This window comes from Tardiphaga sp. 813_E8_N1_3 (genome assembly GCF_051811025.1).
Taxonomy (GTDB): domain Bacteria; phylum Pseudomonadota; class Alphaproteobacteria; order Rhizobiales; family Xanthobacteraceae; genus Tardiphaga.
On the sequence record NZ_JBPWQE010000001.1, the window covers coordinates 455,718 to 471,851 of the forward strand.

A 16,134-nucleotide genomic window follows, 5' to 3' on the forward strand; every position below is an offset into this window, starting at 1 on the left:
GGCCGCTGCAATGGCCGACATGTTTGTTACCTTGGGAACCTGGAATTGGTTGATCTTCGGCGTGCTGCTAATGGCGCTGGAGCTGCTGGCGCCCGGCGTCTTCATGTTCTGGCTCGGGTTGTCCGCATTTCTCGTGGGCGTGCTGTCCTTCATCGTCACGCCGTCCTGGCAGGTGCAGATCCTGCTGTTCGGATTGTTCGCCGTTGCCGCCGTTCCGCTGTGGCGGCGCATCGCGCGTCAGAAGCCCGGCACCAATCCCAATCCGTTTCTCAACAAGCGCTCCGATGCGCTGGTCGGCCGCGTCTGCACACTGGATCGGCCGATCATTGACGGCGAGGGCATCGTGCGCATCGACGACACGGTCTGGCGCGTCAGCGGCCCGGACACGCCCGCGGGGACGCGGGTGAAGATCGTGAAGGCAGACGGGGCCAGTCTGACGGTGGATGTGGCCTGATCAGTTGGCCGCTAGCGATTTGCTCCACCGCTCTGCGAAACGGTGCAGCGGCAGAAACGTGTCCTGTAACTCCCGACCTGTATCCGTTAGCCCATAGCCGTCCGGTCGCAACGCGATCAGTCCTGCCTGTCTGAGGTCGCTGAGACGCGCCTGCAGCACGGTCGGTGAGGCGTCGTCGCAGGCCTCGCGCAGCGCCCGCGAGGTCAGGGACATCTCACGCAACTCCCAGAGAATGCGCAATGTCCAGCGCCGGCCCAGCAGATCGAGCAGCGCCATGATCGGGCGGCCGGAGGTTGAGCCGCGCACTGCGCGTGTGGGCGGCTTGGAAACGGACTTTGCCATCACATTCTCTCTTGCAGGTCGCTACAGAATGTGTAGCGTTTCGCTACGCTTATTGTAGCGCAGGAGTTGGCCATGTCACGCATTGCGCCTCTGCAGCCGCCCTATGAGCCTGACATTCAGGCGCAATTCGATGCGATCATGCGCGGTGCGCCGCCACTGATGCTGTTTCGCGTGATTGCGGGTCATCCGAGGGCATGGAGCAAATTTCGCGCAGCTGGCCTGCTTGATCGCGGACCGCTGTCGGTGCGGGAGCGCGAGATCGTTATCGATCGCACTTGTGCGCTGACTGGCTGCGAATACGAATGGGGCGTCCATGTCGCGGCCTTTGCAGATGCGGCGAAGCTGACGGATGCGGAGGTGAGGGCGACCGTCGATGACGACGCACAAGCGGCATGCTGGTCGTCAGCCGAGCGGGCTCTGATCGCGGCAGTCGATGCGCTGCATCACCGCGCCACGCTCAGCGATGCCGAATTCAAAGTGCTGGCCGCTCACTACGATGATGCGAAAATCTTCGAGATCATCCTGCTGTGCGGATTCTATCGCACGGTGTCTTACATCGCGAACGGCTTGGCATTGCCACTCGAAGCAAACGCGGCAAGGTTCCCGCGAACTGCTAGCTAACGTGGCTTACGCCACGCCCGCCCGCAGCAGATCGTGCAGATGCACGATGCCGACGGGCTTCCGCGCATCCGTCACCAGCAGCGCGGTGATCTTCGACGAGTTGAGGATTTCCAGCGCTTCGCCGGCGAGCAGGTCACGGCTGATGGTCTTGGGGTTCTTGGTCATGACTTCATCGACCGACACCGTCATCAGGTCGGCGCGCATGTGACGGCGCAAATCGCCGTCGGTGACGATGCCGACCACATGGCCGTTGCTATCGGTGATGCCGACGCAGCCAAAGCCCTTCGAGGACATTTCCACCAGCGCATCGGACATCTTGGTGCCGAGCGGCTTGAGCGGCACGGAGTCGCCCGAATGCATGAGGTCGCGGGTGTATTTCAGCATCGCGCCGAGCTTGCCGCCGGGATGCAGCACGCTGAAATCCACCGACGTAAAGCCACGGCCTTCCAGCAGCGCGATCGCCAGCGCGTCGCCCATCGCCAGCATCATCAGCGACGAGGTCGTGGGCGCGAGATTATGCGGGCAGGCCTCGCGCGCCTTCGGCAGTGTTAGCGCGACATCGGCGGCCTCGGCCAGCGTCGAGGTGGCTTCGGAGGTGATCGCGACCACGGCGATCTTGAAGCGCTTGGCATAGGTGATGAGGTTCTTCATCTCCGGCTGCTCGCCGGACCACGACAGTGCCATGATGACGTCGTCGGGCGTGATCATGCCGAGATCGCCATGGCTGGCTTCGGCGGCGTGGACGAAGAAAGCAGGCGTACCGGTCGATGCGAAGGTCGCGGCGATCTTGCGGCCGATATGGCCGGACTTGCCGAGGCCGGTGATGATCAGGCGGCCTTTGGCCTTGAGGATCAGGTCGGCGGCCGCGACGAAGGCCGGGCCGAGGTCGGATTGCAGCGCGGTGGCCAGCGCGGTGACGCCGCTGGCTTCAGCCTCGAGCGTACGCAGAGCCGAGGCAATCGCTTCAATGGCCTGATCGCTCATCGCTGCCGTCGTTTTCGTCGGAAGACCGGGTGTCTTGGAAAGGGGCATCAATCGCATCCTGAGGCCGTAAATTGTCCGGCTGTGTCGCCGTCCTCTTAGCACGGCTGGGCCTGCCTGGCGAAACCCCGCCGATGCGATCTCAACGGGCCATTAACCATAAGCGTTTTAACTCCCTTAACCATGAGTTGTCGCGCGCGCCTCCGGCGTCGCTCTTGATGGATTTTGTAAGATTTTGATAGTGTTGGAGTTTCTCTGATCGTGAGGACAGGTCGAGTACGCGACCGCCGCAACCGCGCCTGGGCCAACGGCGCGGTTTCAGCATGTCTGTGCCTGAGCTTCCTCACACCATCGCCGGTTTTCGCACAGGCGCTGACCTCAGACCTGCTGGCGCCGGTCCCGGGCGGTTTCGTGTCACCGCAGAACCTGCCGACGCGCCGGACGACGGATGCGCCGCTCCAGCCAACTGGAACGCTGCAGACCAGCCAGCTATCGCCAGATCGCCTCCCGCAGTCGATCATCACGCCGCCGGTGCCCGCTGCATCGGGCGCCGCCGGCACCGGCTTCGACGCGCTCAACCGCAAGCGCAAGCAGACCAAATATTATCCGGGCGCGAAGAAGCCGAAGCCGCCAGTGGGCCCTGGCAGCCCGCCGCCGCCGCTGGTGCCCGAAACCCGGCCGTCACCGCCATCGGCCAAGGCGGCCAAGCCGCCGGTCGCGCCGTCGGTTGCTGGCACCGTGGTGGGTCAGCCGTCGCGCCGGCGATTGCCGGTCGATCCCGATCCTTATGCGCCGACCGGCGTGCGCGTCGGCAGCTTCCTCGTGAAGTCGGCTGTGGAAATCTATGGCGGTTACGACAACAACCCGGCGCGCTTCGTGCAGCCGAAGGGGTCGTCGTTCTACAAGATTGCGCCAGAACTGCTGGCCGCAACCGACTGGACGCGGCACTCGATCATCGTGGATCTGCGCGGTTCCTTCACCGGCTACGAGAAGGAGTTCCCGGCGGCGCCATTCCAGATTTCACCGGCGCCTGAGAATGTTGACCGCGCCGAGTTCAACGGCAAGATCGCCGGCCGTCTCGACGTCGCGCGCGACCTGCGCGTCAACAGCGAGGCCCGCATGCGCGTCGGTGCGGATAATCCGGGCAGTCCGAACATTCAGGCCGGATTGAAGGATTTCCCGCTGTTTACCACCACCGGCGGTTCGCTGGGGATCGAGAAGGATTTCAATCGCCTTCAGATCAAGGTCGATGGCCTCGTCGACCGCACCGTCTATCAGGATTCGAAACTGACCGACGGCACCTCGACCACCAATATCGATCGTAATTTCAACCAGTATGGCGGCATCGGTCGCGCCAGTTACGAAGTGCTTCCGGGCCTGCGTCCGTTCGCCGAAGTCCAGGGCGATGTACGTGTGCATGACGTGCCGGCGGATCGCTTCGGCTATCTCAGGGATTCCAGCGGCGGCTATATCAAGGCCGGCACCACCTTCGAATTCACGCGTCTGCTGACGGGCGAAGCCTCGATCGGCTATGCAGCGCGCAGCTATACGGATACGCGGCTTGAGGTTCTCAAGGGGCTGCTGACGTCAGCGTCGCTGATTTGGTCGGTCTCGCCGCTCACCACGGCGAAGTTCGTCTCGACCACATCGATCGATGAAACCACCGTGCCCGGCGTTCCCGGCATTCTGACCCGCACTTATACTGTGGAAGCCAGCCACGACTTCCGGCGCTGGCTCACCGCTGTGGGCAAGTTCACTTACGTCACGCAGGATTATCAGGAAAACTTCCGCTTCGATAAGATCTACTCGCTGCAGGGCGACCTCGTTTACAAGCTGAACCGCGAAATTCAGCTCAAGGCGCAGGTGCGCCGCGATATCCTGGATTCAAACATCCTTGGCGCGAGCACGGCCTCGACCGTGGTAATGCTGGGCGTAAGATTGCAGCGATAGCGGCCAGAAGCTATCTCGCTCGGCTCAATTCCACTTCCGCATGAACTTGGCCGTCTTTCGGCGAAATTTCACGCCGGAGCCATCGGGCAATCGCGTAGCGATGAAGCCGGCCGCGATACAGGCCTCGCGTTGCGGCATGTGCTCATCGGGCGCGCGTTCGGTTTCCCACCACGAGGCCCTTTGCGACGCGCGCGGCAGCGCATCGTCGATGATTTCCTCGATCTCATCCATGCTCAGCACGAATTCGTCCTTGGTCTGGCTGGCCAGATAGGCGCGGAGCAAGTCGTAGTCAGGCACGGAATTGTCCTCGATATGATCTCGTAATCGTCATACGCGCCTGCGCGACCGGGCGCTACAGCTCCGATTCGGTAAATCAGCACCGGAGGTGCGTCATCCGAGCATTTTCCGCAACCGTTCGTTAACGCCGTGTGGAACCCTGGCCCGGTATTTAAGCGCTCGGCAAGCATTGGCGTGCCATCCGTTGGGTACGGAGCACATGATGAAGTCGGGGAATGCGAGCACGGGAATTCGACGCTGGCCGTTATCGGCCAAGCTGTTGATTCTGTCGTCGCTGGTCACGATCATTGGCTTCTCGGCTGTTTGCGGCTCCGTGATGCTCGACATGCGCCGCGGCGAGGAAGCGCTGGCGCGGCAGACTGCCGAGAACCTTGCCACCTCTATCGATTCTGATATCGGCCGAACTGTTGAACAATATGATCTGTCGTTGCGCGCCGTCATTTCCGGCATCAATACGCCCGAGATCGACAAGCTCAGCAAGGAAATGCGTCAGCTGATCCTGTTCGACAACGCGGCATCAGCGCGCCAATTCGCGTCCATTCAGGTGTTCGATGCGCATGGCGATCTTATCATCGATGCGGCATCGCTCGATCCGGCCAAGCAAAGCAGTGCCGACGAAGAGTTCTTCCAGGTACACAAGTTCGATGGCGAGCGCGGGCTCTATGTCAGCAAACCGATGCTGCACCGGGGCGCGTATTCCGTCGTGCTCAGTCGCCGCATCACCGACGTCGATGGCAATTTTGCCGGCGTCGTCGCGGGTGCCATCCGGTTCGCCTATTTTCATGATTTGTTCGGCCGCTTGCGGCTGAACAAGGATGACAACATCACAGTGATCCGCCGTGACGGCGTCGTCATCATGCGTACGCCGTTCGATCTCGACGTGGTCGGCAGGGATCTGAGCAAGACCCCCGGCGTGATGCGGGCGCTGAGCCGGTCCAACGGGTCGTATTCGGGCGTCGGGGTCGTTGACCAGATCGAGCGCCTCTATGTGTGGCGCGACAGCGGTCGACCGTTGCTCGTGATCGTCGGCCGGCCGTGGGCCGGCATCTACAGCCTGTGGTATCAGCAGGCGATCAAGATCGGCGGCATCATGCTGGCGCTGATTATCTTCATCACCGCGGTGACACTGTTCCTGGCACGCGAAATAGGCCGCCGCGCACACGCAGAGCACAAGCTCGAAGAACTGGCGACGACGGATGGGCTGACTGGCCTACGCAATCGCCGCAAATTCGATGCGGCGATGGAGCTGGAATGGCGTCGTGCCATCAGGCATTCACGGCCGATGGCACTGCTGTTGATCGACGCCGACCATTTCAAGGTTTTCAACGACAGCTTCGGTCATCAATCCGGAGACACCGCCCTGATCGCGATCGCGAATTGCATCGCTGGAGCGGCGAAGCGCGCCGGCGACTGTGCCGCACGCTATGGCGGGGAAGAGTTCGCCGTGCTGTTGCCCGGTGCGACCGTGCAGGATGCCTATGAGGTTGCCGAAACCATTCGGCGCCGCGTTGAACAGGTGCCGGCGGATCCGGCGATGCTCACGGTCAGTGTCGGCGTCGCCAGCGTGAAGCCGCTGGTGACGATGGAGTGGACGGGACTGGTCGAAGCTGCCGACAAGGCGCTCTATGCGGCGAAGGCCGCAGGTCGCAACCGGTGCGTCATCGCAGGCGATGCGCACCAGGCTATGGCGGCCTAGCGCTTATTCTCCAAGATAACGCAGCATTTCGGCACGCAGACCTTCGCGCAGATCTGGGCGCTGCAGGCCGAACGCGATATTGGCGCGCAGGAAGCCCGACTTCGAACCGCAATCGTGCCGTTCGCCTTCGAATTCCACGCCGTAGAACGACTGGCTCCTGGCGAGGCCGATCATCGCGTCCGTGAGCTGGATTTCACCACCGGCGCCGCGCTCCTGGGTCTCCAGGATCTTGAAGATTTCCGGCTGCAGGATGTAACGCCCGGTAATCGACAGGTTGGACGGCGCGGTGCCCTTCGGGGGTTTCTCGACCATCCCGTCGATGGTGAAAGCGGCCTCGTGGGTTGGGTGGCGTTCGCCGACACCGCAGATGCCGTATTGATGCGTCATGTCCATCGGGACTTCCTCGACGGCAACGAGGTTGGATTTTTCGCCAAGCGCTCCCGCGATATCGACCATCTGCTTCAGGCAGCCCGGGGCATTCAGCACCAGCTCGTCCGGCAGCACCACGGCGAAGGGCTCATTGCCGACGATATCGCGAGCACACCAGACGGCATGGCCAAGTCCGAGCGGGGCCTGCTGGCGCGTGAAGCTCATGGCGCCGGCAGCAGGCTGGGACAGCGCCAGCTGTTCGATCTCGGCAGACTTGTTGCGGCTCTTGAGTGTCTCGTCGAGCTCGAACATGCGGTCGAAGTGATCTTCGATGATGCCCTTGTTGCGACCGGTAACGAAGATGAAATGTTCGATGCCGGCTTCGCGAGCTTCGTCGACCACATACTGGATCAACGGCCGATCGACGATGGTCAGCATTTCCTTCGGCATCGCCTTGGTGGCGGGAAGGACGCGGGTGCCGAGGCCGGCGACCGGGAAAACGGCTTTGCGAATTTTCATCAGGGGACTTTGCAATGACCTTGGAGGGGAGCGACGCAGGCAGGCCAACGAAGATTGCGCCTGCTGGTTCCGTTTGCAACCGGGAACAAAGGCGGATGTGTGGTGCCGGGCTACATGTCTGCAATTATCCTTTCTGCCGCGCGGTACGTTCGCCCAGCCGGGCAAAACTGGAATAGTGTTAAGCTGATGGAAACCCTCACCAGGCCTCCTGTCATGCCACAGTCATGACCAAATTCCGGTCAGATTCCCGAGATGGATAGTGATGAAATCTGCGACGAAGATGGCGCGTAGCCTGACATGCGGTATAGCTGCGCTCGGCGCAGTTTTGCTTACGGCAGCCCTGCCCGTGGCGGCGCAGGCGCAGAGCAAGAGCGGCCCTTTCAGCCTGTTCGACAATATCCTTAGCGGACCGTCGCAGACCCAGGACCCGCCGCCACAGGCAGCACTGCCCGGCGTGCCCGGAGCGCAGCCATGGAGTGGCGAGGACGGTGCATCTGGCCATCCGCTGATGACTGCACAGGCGATCCGCGAGGCGGCTGGTAATTTTGACAACTGCATTGCCGGACTGTGGCCTGATGCCGCACGCCGCGGCATTTCGCAGGACAGCTATCAGCGCTTCACCGCCGGCCTGACGCCGGATCTGCGAATCATGGACCTGATGGATTCGCAGCCGGAATTCACCAAGGCGATTTGGGAATATCTCGACATCCTGGTGAACGACACCCGCATGGCCAAGGGTCGTGAGGTACTGGCTAAATACAAGACGATCTTTGACGCGGCCGAGAAGGCCTACGGCGTCGATCGCTACATCATCGCGTCGATCTGGGGCATCGAGTCGAACTACTCGACAATGATCGGCGATCGCAGCGTTCTGCGCTCGACGGCGACGCTGGCCTGCGTCGGCCGCCGTCAGGCCTATTTCAAGGACGAGTTTCTGGTCGCTCTGGAAATCCTGCATCGCGGCGATCTGAGGCCTGAACAGATGCGCGGTTCGTGGGCCGGAGCATTCGGGCCGACCCAGTTCATGCCGACCGCGTTCAAGCGCTTTGCGGTGGACGGTGACGGTGACGGCCGCCGCGACGTGGTGGACAATCCGACCGATCTGATTTTCTCGACCGCCAACAATCTGAAAAAGGATGGCTGGCAGAGTGGCCAGACCTGGGGCTACGAGGTCGTGGTACCGCAGGGCTTCAACTACATGCTGGCCGACAAGGCCAAGGCGATGACGCTGCCGCAATGGGAGCAGCTTGGCCTCAAGCGGGCCAACAACCAGCCGTTCCCGCGCATGACAGAAAAGGCCTATCTGCTCGCGCCCGCCGGTTCGCAGGGGCCGGGCTTTCTGATGCTGACGAATTTCCGCGTCATCATGAAATACAACCCGGCTGAAGCCTATGCGATGGCTATCGGCCATTTTGCCGACCGGCTGCGCGGCGGGCCGCCCTTCGTGCAGCCATGGCCGCGGCAGGAGCGCGTACTGTCGCGGTCCGAACGGCTCGAACTGCAGCAGCTGTTGGCGCAGCGCGGCTTCTACAAGGGCACGCCGGATGGCCAGTTCGGCGGCCAGACACGCGAAGCTCTGCGCAACTTCCAGGCCTCCGTCGGCGCGCCTGCCGACGGGTTTGCATCGTCGGAGATGCTGGACCGGCTGAGGGCGAGATAAGCGCGCTGCGCAGAGGCCCATGGCGCATAACATTATACCGCAGCGCAGCATGCATGTTAGGCTCGTCTCCTTGATGCATTCTTGGGGACTATCGATGTTGAACAGGCGCACGCTGCTGGCCGGGTTGTCGGCAAGCCTTCTTCCATTTCAGGCCAAAGCTGCGTGGCCGGAACGGTCCATCACCCTGCTGCACGGTTTCGCGCCGGGCGGCGGCACCGACGCAACCTCGCGTGTGCTTGCCGAAGGTCTGTCGAAAATCCTCGGCCAGACGGTGGTGGTCGAAACCAAGCCTGGCGCCGGCACGACGCTCGCCGGGGCGCAACTCGCCCGCTCGGCGCCTGACGGCTACACGATCTCGCTGATCACGGCCACCTATGGCGCGTCGTCGGCCTTCTACAAGAGCCTGCCTTACAAGCCGGTCGATGATCTCAAAGGCATCTGTCAGGTTTCTGAAGCGCCTTACATGTTCTCCTGTAACGCCGATGCTTCGTTCAAAAATCTGGCCGAGCTCATCGCGTTCGCAAAGAAGCAGCCGGACAAGCCGCTCACTTACGGCACACCCGGCGTCGGCTCGGGCCCACATCTGATCGTCGAGCAGATCGGTCAGCTCGCCGGCGTGAAGTTTCAGCACATCCCGTTCCGCGGCGGCGCGCAGGCCGTAGTCGAGGTGCTGGCTGGCCGCATCGATTTCATGGTCGATCCGCCGATCTCGATGATCGAGCAGATCAAGGCCGGCAAGTTCCGCGCGCTGGCCGTGACCACAGCTGAACGCTTCCCGTCTTTCCCCGATATTCCAACCGTGGCCGAAGCGGGTTTCCCCGGCTATGCCGCACCGGGCTGGTACAGCCTCGTTGGCCCGATCGGCCTTCCCGACGACGTCGTGGCAAAGCTGAACACTGCGACGGTCACGCTGCTCAAGGACGACAGTGTGAAAGAGCGGCTGCTGTCGCTCGGCAGTCAGGCCAAGGCCTCGCAGCCGAAGGAGGTCATCGACCTCCTGGCCTCTGACGTGAAGCGCTGGGGCGATGTGCTGGAGAAGGCAAAGATCGAGCGCATCTAGCGGCTAGTGGCACGCCGCACGGCAGCGCGCCCGTTCTCGAATACATGCTATTCCGCGGCCTGCTGTGCCACGGTCGGTGCATTGCCGGCGACGGTGGCGCGGCGCATGTCGCGCGGCTGCGACTGGTCGTAGCGGCGGACGCGATGCATGGTCTGGCGATTGTCCCACATCACGAGATCATGCAGCGTCCATTTGTGGACATAGACGAACTCAGGCTGCGTGGCATGCTCGTTGAGATCGCGCAACAGCACGCGGGCTTCGGGCACCGACATGCCCTGGATCGCACCGGCATGGGATGACAGATACAGCGACTTGCGGCCATGCACCGGATGCGTGCGGACCAGTCGCTGCAGCACCGGCTTGAACATCTCCTTCTCCTCGTCGGTGTAGTCGAGAAAACCCAGCGCGCCGCGCGATGTCATTAGCGAATGTTCGCAGATCATGTCCTCGATCTCGGCTTTGGTGTCGTTGTCGAGCGCATCATAGGCCGCGCGCATGTCAGCGAATTCGGTGTTGCCGCCCTTCGGATTGACCACGCGCGCCGACAGCAGCGAGAATTTCGCCGGAATGGGTCGGAAGGAACTGTCCGAGTGCCACAGGCAGTTGCCGAGATTGAAGAGATGAGCGCGGCTGTCTTTCGGCAGCGGTTTGCCGTCCTTGCCGAGATTGGATACGTCGGCGAGCCCCGATGTCAGCCGATAATCTTCCTTCTTGGTGACGGAACCGCCTTTTCGATTTTCGCGCTCGCCGAAGTTCTGCGCGAAAGCGAGTTGTTGTTCGTCGGTGATATCCTGCTTGGGGAATATCAAGACGGCGTAGTCATCCATGCCGCGCTCGATGGTAGCAGCATCGTCTGGGCTGACCGGCTTGGTCAGATCGACACCGGTCACTTCGCCGACGAACAAGGGATGCAGTTTGCGGATCGTCACGGGCATTGCAATTTCCTCCGTGTGGAATGGTTGACCCATTCGATTGCGGCCTCCGTTCATGGCCGTGCCGCTTGAGAAAAATGCTACGCCCGCAAGGTGCGAAGTCAACCGGCGCGAATGCCGTCAGGCATTGCGTGCCATCAGGCCTCCGTCGACCGGGATCACCGCGCCAGTGATATAGGACGCCGCCGGCAGGCACAGGCTCAGCGTCATATGCGCGACTTCCTCCGGATCGCCGTAGCGACGCAGAACGGTGCGGCGCCTGGCGAAGATCACCTTGTGCTCGTCGCTGATACGCTCGGTGATGCCCGTCGTGATAGGCCCGGGACAGATGCAGTTCACCGTGATGCCGTCGCGGCCGAGCTCGACGGCAAGTGAGCGCGTCAGACCAGTCACGCCGGCTTTCGCTGCTGAATAGGGACTGTGCAGTGCGGTCGCGCCGAGCGCCTCGGTGGATGCGATATTCACGATCCGCGGCGAGGGCGATTTACGCAGATGCGGTAGCGCGGCGCGGATGATGCGCTGATGCGAAGTGAGCATCACCGCGATGGCGCGATCCCATGCGGCGTCATAGCCGTCCTGATCGATCGCGGTACTCACCGAGATGCCGGCATTGTTGACGATGATGTCGAGGCTGCCGAAATGCGCGGCGACGTCGCTAACCACCGTGCGAATGCGATCGGGATCGGCAACATCGAGCGTCCATGCGTGAGCGCTTCCGCCGCTTGATGTGATCGCGTCAACGACGGCGGCAATGCCGTCTGCCGAAATATCCGTGACGGCAACATTGGCGCCTTCCGCCGCGAACACCCGCGCCGTCGCGCGTCCCATGCCGCTTGCAGCACCGGTGACGAGTACGGTGAGGCCGCGCACCGAGCGGCTGAGTTGTTTGAAATCCGACAAGGCTATCCTCCGAATTATGTGCCTTCATGGTGAGGCTTGATTGAAGGCTTGCACCGATCGCTCGCGCGGTCAAACATGTGCGCATAAAAATCAAGAAGGACATCAAGGGATGAACGAACTCGATTTCACCGGGCAGCAGGTGCTCATCGTCGGCGGATCCAGCGGCATCGGCAACGGAATGGCGCAGGCCTTTCGTGCGCGCGGCGCGCATGTGCATGTCTGCGGGACGCGCGCCAAGACGAGCGATTATTCCATCGACGAAGGCTCCGATCTCGACGGCCTGGGCTACAGTCAGCTCGATGTGGGCAGCGCATCGGCGATCGAGGCGTTCGATCCGAAGCTTGACCGGGTGGATGTGTTGATCCTTGCGCAGGGGGCTGTGATCTATCGCCGCGGCGAATTCGAAATGGATGGCTTCCGCAAGGTGATGGAAGTCAACCTGATGAGCCTGATGGGCTGTGCGACGAAGTTTCATGCGCTGCTCAAGGCAAGCAACGGGCGATTGATCATTGTCAGCTCGACCGCGGCCTATCATGCGACCAAGGGCAATCCCTCTTACAACGCGTCGAAGACCGGCGCGGTTGGTCTCACGCGCACATTGGCACAGGCATGGTCGGAAGACGGCATCCGCGTCAACGGTATCGCGCCGGGGCTCGTCGATACCAAGATGACAAAGGTCACGACGGCCAATCCGAAGCGGCTGGAAGGCGCGATTGCAAAGATTCCGCTGCAGCGTCTCGGCACGCCTGCCGATATGGCCGGTGCTGCATTGTTCCTGGCGTCGCCGCTGTCATCCTATGTTTGCGGTCATACGCTGGTCGTCGATGGCGGTTTGATCCTTTAAATTCACGGCGCCCGCATCGCGGCGGAACCAGTACTGGCCTCAGGCATTACACCGGCGAGAATTTCCTCACGGAGTAATGGACATGGACAAGGACCGTATTGCGGGCGCCGCCAAGGATGCAGCCGGCAAGGTTGAAGGTGTGATCGGCCGAGCCACGGGTGACGAGCGGACTGAAGCCTCGGGCCGCGCGCGCGAAGCGACGGGCACCGTGCAGAACCTGTACGGCCAGGCCAAGGATGCTGTGCGCGATGCATCGGACGCCGCCACCAGCTATGCCAAGGATGCGCTCGACAGCGACGTCTATCGCGACGGCACGCAGGCGATCACCGACAAGGTCCGCGAGAATCCGCTGGGTTCGCTGCTCATCGCAGGCGGTATCGGCTTTGCGCTGGCGATGCTGATGACGCGTCCGCCGCGCCGCCGTCCGAACCGTTTCGGTTATTGATAGCAGATCGCGGCTGACATAACGGACGCCGCAGAAGCGTCAGCAGTCGTGTTCGAGAAAACGTCCAAGAAAATATCTAGAAGCAAAAATCCCTCAGCCCGCAAAGGTTGAGGGATTTTTTTGAATCGGAAGTTTCGCGTCGGAATTTTTCGCGCTCTAGCGTGTGAAGAAACCGGAGGGGGCGGAGGCGGCGGGGCCGACATTGGCGGGCGGGCGTGGTCCGGGCGCCTGGGCCGGGCGGGGGCGCTGGGGCGCCTGCTGGACGGGCGCGCGGCGCGGCTCGTCGAACCCGAAGAAACTACCGAAGGATGACGGCGCTTCGGTGGCGATGACGGGCTTCGGCTTTTTCTTCGGCGCGGCCGGCGGCGCCATCACCGGAACGATGCCATCTGGCCCTGTCGTCGCAGCGACGCCGCTCGTGCCCGAGGTAGCAGGTGTGACGGCGGCGACGGGAACGTCGCCCTTGGCCTGTTCGCGGCCGATCTCGCGGCGCGGCCAGGCGAAGTCGTCGGCGCGGCCGGCGGGCGCGGCGAGCGGTTCGCCCTTCACCAGCACGCGCGCCACCAGTGCATCGACACTCACCGGCTTCACGCCGGGGCCGCCGAGCAGTTGATCGGTGCCGACAGAGGAGGCGACCAGGGGCACGATGGGGCCGGCCAGCGGACGCGGCGCCGGTGCGCCAGGCACGGCATTGAGGTCCGGCGTCGCAGGCTCGCTCGGCAGCGCGATCGGCGCGGAGCGGCCGGAGAGCAGGCGGGTGATCTCGCGCTCGACGTAGTGCGCCATCTTGCGGGCGCCGGCCTTGGTGAAATAGACGCCGTCGGCCGAACGCAGCCGGCGGATCTGGCCTTCGAAATCCGGGCCCTGCTGCAGGAAGCGGCCGGCCTCGTCGACGAAGCCGTCCCAGATATCGACATAGGTGATGCCGGCCTTGGTCGCAGCGTCGCGATAGAGATTGTCGAGATAGAGCATGTCGGCGGTCGCCTTGGTGCCGCGCACCGCGGGCAGGCCGACCCACAGCACGGGCACGCCCTTCGCCTTCACGACATTGATCATCTCCTCGATCTTCTTCGAGTAGAGTTCGCCCCAGCGCTCGTCACGGAAATCGACCATGCCGCCGGTGCGCGCGCCGCGCTCGGTGACGATCGAACCGGGATCGGGAATGTCGGCATCGTCAGCTTCCGGCTCCGCCGGCTTGTCGCCGGGCTTCACTTCGGCGGCGCTGTCTTTCTTCTCGTCCTTCTTGGCGCCCTTCTTCTCGGCTGCCTTGTCCGGCTCGCGGATCGCGACACGGTCATTGAGGCCGAGCATGACGACGATGGCGTCGGGCTTCTCGGTGGCAAGAATGCCCTTGGCCGCCGCCGCCCAATCCGCGGGATCGCCTTTCGGCTGATAGCGCAGCAGGCCGGAGACGGTCTTGTGCTTGCGGATCACGCCCATGTCGGGCTGTTCGGCATAGGCGTCCTCGAGGCCGTAAGCGAGCCAGTCGGCCATGCTGTCGCCGAGCACCAGCACATTGCGCTCGGCCGGTGCATCGCGTTTTTCCGGCGATGGTGCGCGCGAATAGTCCTCGCGCGGAGCAGCCCGCTTCGGCGCCTGTTGCTGCTGGAACGGCGCGAAAAACGGGCTGTCGTTGCCGCCGCCGAACCAGCCGAAGCCGCCACCGCCGCCTTGCGGCACATTGCGCTGCGGACGCGGAGGAGGTTGCTGCGGACCGCCGAAACCGAAGAACTGCGCGGAGGCTGGCGCCACGATGCCGATCAGCAGGCCCAGCGCGACGGCGAGCACCATCAGCGTGCCCTTTTCGGCACGCCAGTGGTCAATCCGCCATCTCGGCAAGTTGGGCTTCTGTGACATGCGCCTCGACCGCAATCGCAGGGTCCGCAGACCCGGGTTCCCGCTCGACATACTACCGGATTCGGGCCGCAAGCGGGCAGCCGCGATCCCGCCATCAAGCGCCGCCCGGCGTTAACGTCAAGCAAATCCCGGAACTTTTAGCGGCAGGGTGAACGGCGAGGCCTGGATTACTTCCAGAGCCCCAAAGCCTGCCATTTGGCGGGCGGAATCACCGTTCCCGTCTTGTAGGTGAAATCCAGCACCGTCTTGTGGTCCGGCGTCGCCTTGCAGGTGAAGGCGACCTGCATCCATTTGCCGGCCGCGCGATAGGCGCCGCCCTTGGCGATCAGCGTATTGCCAAGATGCTGCGGCGGCACCAGCGCGTCGGATTTGGCGCGCTCGACGCGCGGGCCGCCCTTGCTGATCCGGCGCATGGCTTCGAAATCGCAGACCTGTTCCAGCCGGGTCTTTGGATCGAGCTTACCGAGGGCCGCCATGAAGCGGGCATCGCTGGCATGGGCCTGTGGGACAAGCGCCACCAGGCCGAGCGGAAGAAGCAGGAATTTCATGCGGGAAGGGACACGTTTGGAAGGTAAGAGATCGGCGGGACGACATCCGCTTAGCGTGTCCGGAGGTTGCTGGCTACCCACCCTGAGATGCGCCGTGCGCCCGGTCGCGTTGTGCGAGTCCAGGTCGTAAATGGGATCGACGCGCGCACGCGCCGTTGGCCCCGCGCCGCCGCGCAAGTTGGCCTTCCGGTGGTCCCCCTTTGATGTGAGGGGGATGAAGCGCCGAAAGGCGCAACTTTGTAGTCAGTGGCGCGTCCCGTCGGCTGCCTGCGACAGCGACCTTCGGTGCGCGCACGCCTTTCGGCGCTCCATCGCGGCTTTTCTGTTCCCGGGGCCGTGCTTCCGGGTACTGGGTACGGGCATCGTGCCCGTCATCCGGCCGGCTTTCGCCAGCCTTCACCCGCACCCGTCCAGCCGCAAGCGGCAGAGCCCCGTAGTGGGCCCGGACGGCTACCCAGGACCTCCCGAGTCCGTGCTTGCGAGGCACGTCCGCGGGCGCCACACCCTGTCCCACCTCCAAAGACGCCCTCGAGAAGCGCCCCTCGTTGGACAGGGTTGGCGGAATATAAGCCTAGATTGGCGGCGTGTCAATCAGGGAGTTGAGGTTTCAACACTGCAGCGTCGGTCGGAGGACCTGGCGCCCCATCCGACCGGCCTGA

The 16,134-nt window shown here is 63.1% G+C and carries 16 protein-coding genes; 8 read left to right on the plus strand and 8 right to left on the minus strand.

Features of this window, described 5'->3' with window-relative positions:
* The first annotated feature begins 10 nt into the window (after positions 1-10).
* Positions 11-454: an NfeD family protein gene (locus tag AB8A33_RS02170; RefSeq protein ID WP_439091243.1), complete on the plus strand. Its 444-nt coding sequence runs from the start codon at positions 11-13 to the stop codon at positions 452-454.
* Here the strand turns inward: AB8A33_RS02170 and AB8A33_RS02175 are convergent, their stop codons facing one another.
* Entirely contained in the window at positions 455-796 is a 342-nt protein-coding gene (locus AB8A33_RS02175) for a winged helix-turn-helix transcriptional regulator (protein WP_439091244.1), read from the minus strand. It abuts the gene before it with no gap.
* 72 nt (positions 797-868) lie between these two features.
* Here AB8A33_RS02175 and AB8A33_RS02180 point away from each other — a divergent pair, with 72 nt between their 5' ends.
* The gene (locus tag AB8A33_RS02180) at positions 869-1,417 is read left to right on the plus strand and encodes a carboxymuconolactone decarboxylase family protein (protein ID WP_439091245.1); all 549 of its coding nucleotides are present in this window, start codon (positions 869-871) and stop codon (positions 1,415-1,417) included.
* A gap of 6 nt (positions 1,418-1,423) precedes the next feature.
* On the opposite strand, the gene AB8A33_RS02185 is transcribed toward AB8A33_RS02180, so the two are convergent.
* The gene (locus AB8A33_RS02185; RefSeq protein WP_439095834.1) at positions 1,424-2,401 is read right to left on the minus strand and encodes a KpsF/GutQ family sugar-phosphate isomerase; all 978 of its coding nucleotides are present in this window, start codon (positions 2,399-2,401) and stop codon (positions 1,424-1,426) included.
* Positions 2,402-2,659: 258 nt separating this feature from the next.
* Here AB8A33_RS02185 and AB8A33_RS02190 point away from each other — a divergent pair, with 258 nt between their 5' ends.
* Positions 2,660-4,348 carry an outer membrane beta-barrel protein gene (locus AB8A33_RS02190; protein ID WP_439091246.1) on the plus strand — a complete coding sequence of 563 codons (1,689 nt, stop codon included), beginning with the start codon at positions 2,660-2,662 and terminating at the stop codon, positions 4,346-4,348.
* A gap of 24 nt (positions 4,349-4,372) precedes the next feature.
* Here AB8A33_RS02190 and AB8A33_RS02195 read toward each other — a convergent pair whose 3' ends face one another.
* Positions 4,373-4,645, minus strand: a complete 273-nt coding sequence (locus AB8A33_RS02195) for a DUF7662 domain-containing protein (protein ID WP_439091247.1) — start codon at positions 4,643-4,645, stop codon at positions 4,373-4,375.
* Between the two features lie 199 nt (positions 4,646-4,844).
* Between AB8A33_RS02195 and AB8A33_RS02200 the strand changes: the two genes are divergently transcribed.
* Complete coding sequence (locus tag AB8A33_RS02200; protein WP_439091248.1) at positions 4,845-6,341, plus strand: sensor domain-containing diguanylate cyclase; 1,497 nt, start codon at positions 4,845-4,847, stop codon at positions 6,339-6,341.
* A 3-nt stretch (positions 6,342-6,344) separates the two neighbouring features.
* Here the strand turns inward: AB8A33_RS02200 and AB8A33_RS02205 are convergent, their stop codons facing one another.
* Positions 6,345-7,229, minus strand: coding sequence for a UTP--glucose-1-phosphate uridylyltransferase (locus AB8A33_RS02205; RefSeq protein ID WP_439091249.1), 885 nt, complete (start codon positions 7,227-7,229; stop codon positions 6,345-6,347).
* Between the two features lie 262 nt (positions 7,230-7,491).
* Here AB8A33_RS02205 and AB8A33_RS02210 point away from each other — a divergent pair, with 262 nt between their 5' ends.
* Both AB8A33_RS02210 and AB8A33_RS02215 read left to right on the plus strand, forming a co-directional pair.
* Entirely contained in the window at positions 7,492-8,889 is a 1,398-nt protein-coding gene (locus tag AB8A33_RS02210) for a lytic murein transglycosylase (RefSeq protein ID WP_439091250.1), read from the plus strand.
* 94 nt (positions 8,890-8,983) lie between these two features.
* Positions 8,984-9,949: a Bug family tripartite tricarboxylate transporter substrate binding protein gene (locus AB8A33_RS02215; RefSeq protein WP_439091251.1), complete on the plus strand. Its 966-nt coding sequence runs from the start codon at positions 8,984-8,986 to the stop codon at positions 9,947-9,949.
* Between the two features lie 47 nt (positions 9,950-9,996).
* Here AB8A33_RS02215 and AB8A33_RS02220 read toward each other — a convergent pair whose 3' ends face one another.
* Together AB8A33_RS02220 and AB8A33_RS02225 are read right to left on the minus strand one after the other, a co-directional pair.
* Positions 9,997-10,884 (minus strand): TauD/TfdA dioxygenase family protein, encoded by an 888-nt coding sequence (locus AB8A33_RS02220; RefSeq protein WP_439091252.1) that lies wholly within the window; start codon positions 10,882-10,884, stop codon positions 9,997-9,999.
* Between the two features lie 117 nt (positions 10,885-11,001).
* Complete coding sequence (locus AB8A33_RS02225) at positions 11,002-11,781, minus strand: SDR family NAD(P)-dependent oxidoreductase (RefSeq protein WP_439091253.1); 780 nt, start codon at positions 11,779-11,781, stop codon at positions 11,002-11,004.
* A 109-nt stretch (positions 11,782-11,890) separates the two neighbouring features.
* On the opposite strand from AB8A33_RS02225, the gene AB8A33_RS02230 reads away from it, so the two are divergent.
* Together AB8A33_RS02230 and AB8A33_RS02235 are read left to right on the plus strand one after the other, a co-directional pair.
* The gene (locus tag AB8A33_RS02230; protein ID WP_439091254.1) at positions 11,891-12,625 is read left to right on the plus strand and encodes an SDR family NAD(P)-dependent oxidoreductase; all 735 of its coding nucleotides are present in this window, start codon (positions 11,891-11,893) and stop codon (positions 12,623-12,625) included.
* A gap of 82 nt (positions 12,626-12,707) precedes the next feature.
* On the plus strand, positions 12,708-13,070 hold the full coding sequence (locus tag AB8A33_RS02235) for a CsbD family protein (RefSeq protein ID WP_439091255.1): 363 nt from the start codon (positions 12,708-12,710) through the stop codon (positions 13,068-13,070).
* Positions 13,071-13,226: 156 nt separating this feature from the next.
* Here AB8A33_RS02235 and AB8A33_RS02240 read toward each other — a convergent pair whose 3' ends face one another.
* The gene (locus AB8A33_RS02240; protein WP_439091256.1) at positions 13,227-14,927 is read right to left on the minus strand and encodes a DUF459 domain-containing protein; all 1,701 of its coding nucleotides are present in this window, start codon (positions 14,925-14,927) and stop codon (positions 13,227-13,229) included.
* A 167-nt stretch (positions 14,928-15,094) separates the two neighbouring features.
* On the minus strand, positions 15,095-15,475 hold the full coding sequence (locus AB8A33_RS02245; RefSeq protein WP_439091257.1) for a DUF930 domain-containing protein: 381 nt from the start codon (positions 15,473-15,475) through the stop codon (positions 15,095-15,097).
* Positions 15,476-16,134: the final 659 nt, after the last annotated feature.

Excerpts from the sequence above, each read along its gene's own strand:
- AB8A33_RS02170 (WP_439091243.1), top strand. The coding sequence starts at position 11 with ATGGCCGACATGTTTGTTACCTTGGGAACCTGGAATTGGTTGATCTTC.
- AB8A33_RS02175 (WP_439091244.1), bottom strand. The coding sequence starts at position 796 with ATGGCAAAGTCCGTTTCCAAGCCGCCCACACGCGCAGTGCGCGGCTCA.
- AB8A33_RS02180 (WP_439091245.1), top strand. The coding sequence starts at position 869 with ATGTCACGCATTGCGCCTCTGCAGCCGCCCTATGAGCCTGACATTCAG.
- AB8A33_RS02185 (WP_439095834.1), bottom strand. The coding sequence starts at position 2,401 with ATGAGCGATCAGGCCATTGAAGCGATTGCCTCGGCTCTGCGTACGCTC.
- AB8A33_RS02200 (WP_439091248.1), top strand. The coding sequence starts at position 4,845 with ATGATGAAGTCGGGGAATGCGAGCACGGGAATTCGACGCTGGCCGTTA.
- AB8A33_RS02205 (WP_439091249.1), bottom strand. The coding sequence starts at position 7,229 with ATGAAAATTCGCAAAGCCGTTTTCCCGGTCGCCGGCCTCGGCACCCGC.
- AB8A33_RS02210 (WP_439091250.1), top strand. The coding sequence starts at position 7,492 with ATGAAATCTGCGACGAAGATGGCGCGTAGCCTGACATGCGGTATAGCT.
- AB8A33_RS02215 (WP_439091251.1), top strand. The coding sequence starts at position 8,984 with ATGTTGAACAGGCGCACGCTGCTGGCCGGGTTGTCGGCAAGCCTTCTT.
- AB8A33_RS02220 (WP_439091252.1), bottom strand. The coding sequence starts at position 10,884 with ATGCCCGTGACGATCCGCAAACTGCATCCCTTGTTCGTCGGCGAAGTG.
- AB8A33_RS02230 (WP_439091254.1), top strand. The coding sequence starts at position 11,891 with ATGAACGAACTCGATTTCACCGGGCAGCAGGTGCTCATCGTCGGCGGA.
- AB8A33_RS02235 (WP_439091255.1), top strand. The coding sequence starts at position 12,708 with ATGGACAAGGACCGTATTGCGGGCGCCGCCAAGGATGCAGCCGGCAAG.
- AB8A33_RS02240 (WP_439091256.1), bottom strand. The coding sequence starts at position 14,927 with ATGTCACAGAAGCCCAACTTGCCGAGATGGCGGATTGACCACTGGCGT.
- AB8A33_RS02245 (WP_439091257.1), bottom strand. The coding sequence starts at position 15,475 with ATGAAATTCCTGCTTCTTCCGCTCGGCCTGGTGGCGCTTGTCCCACAG.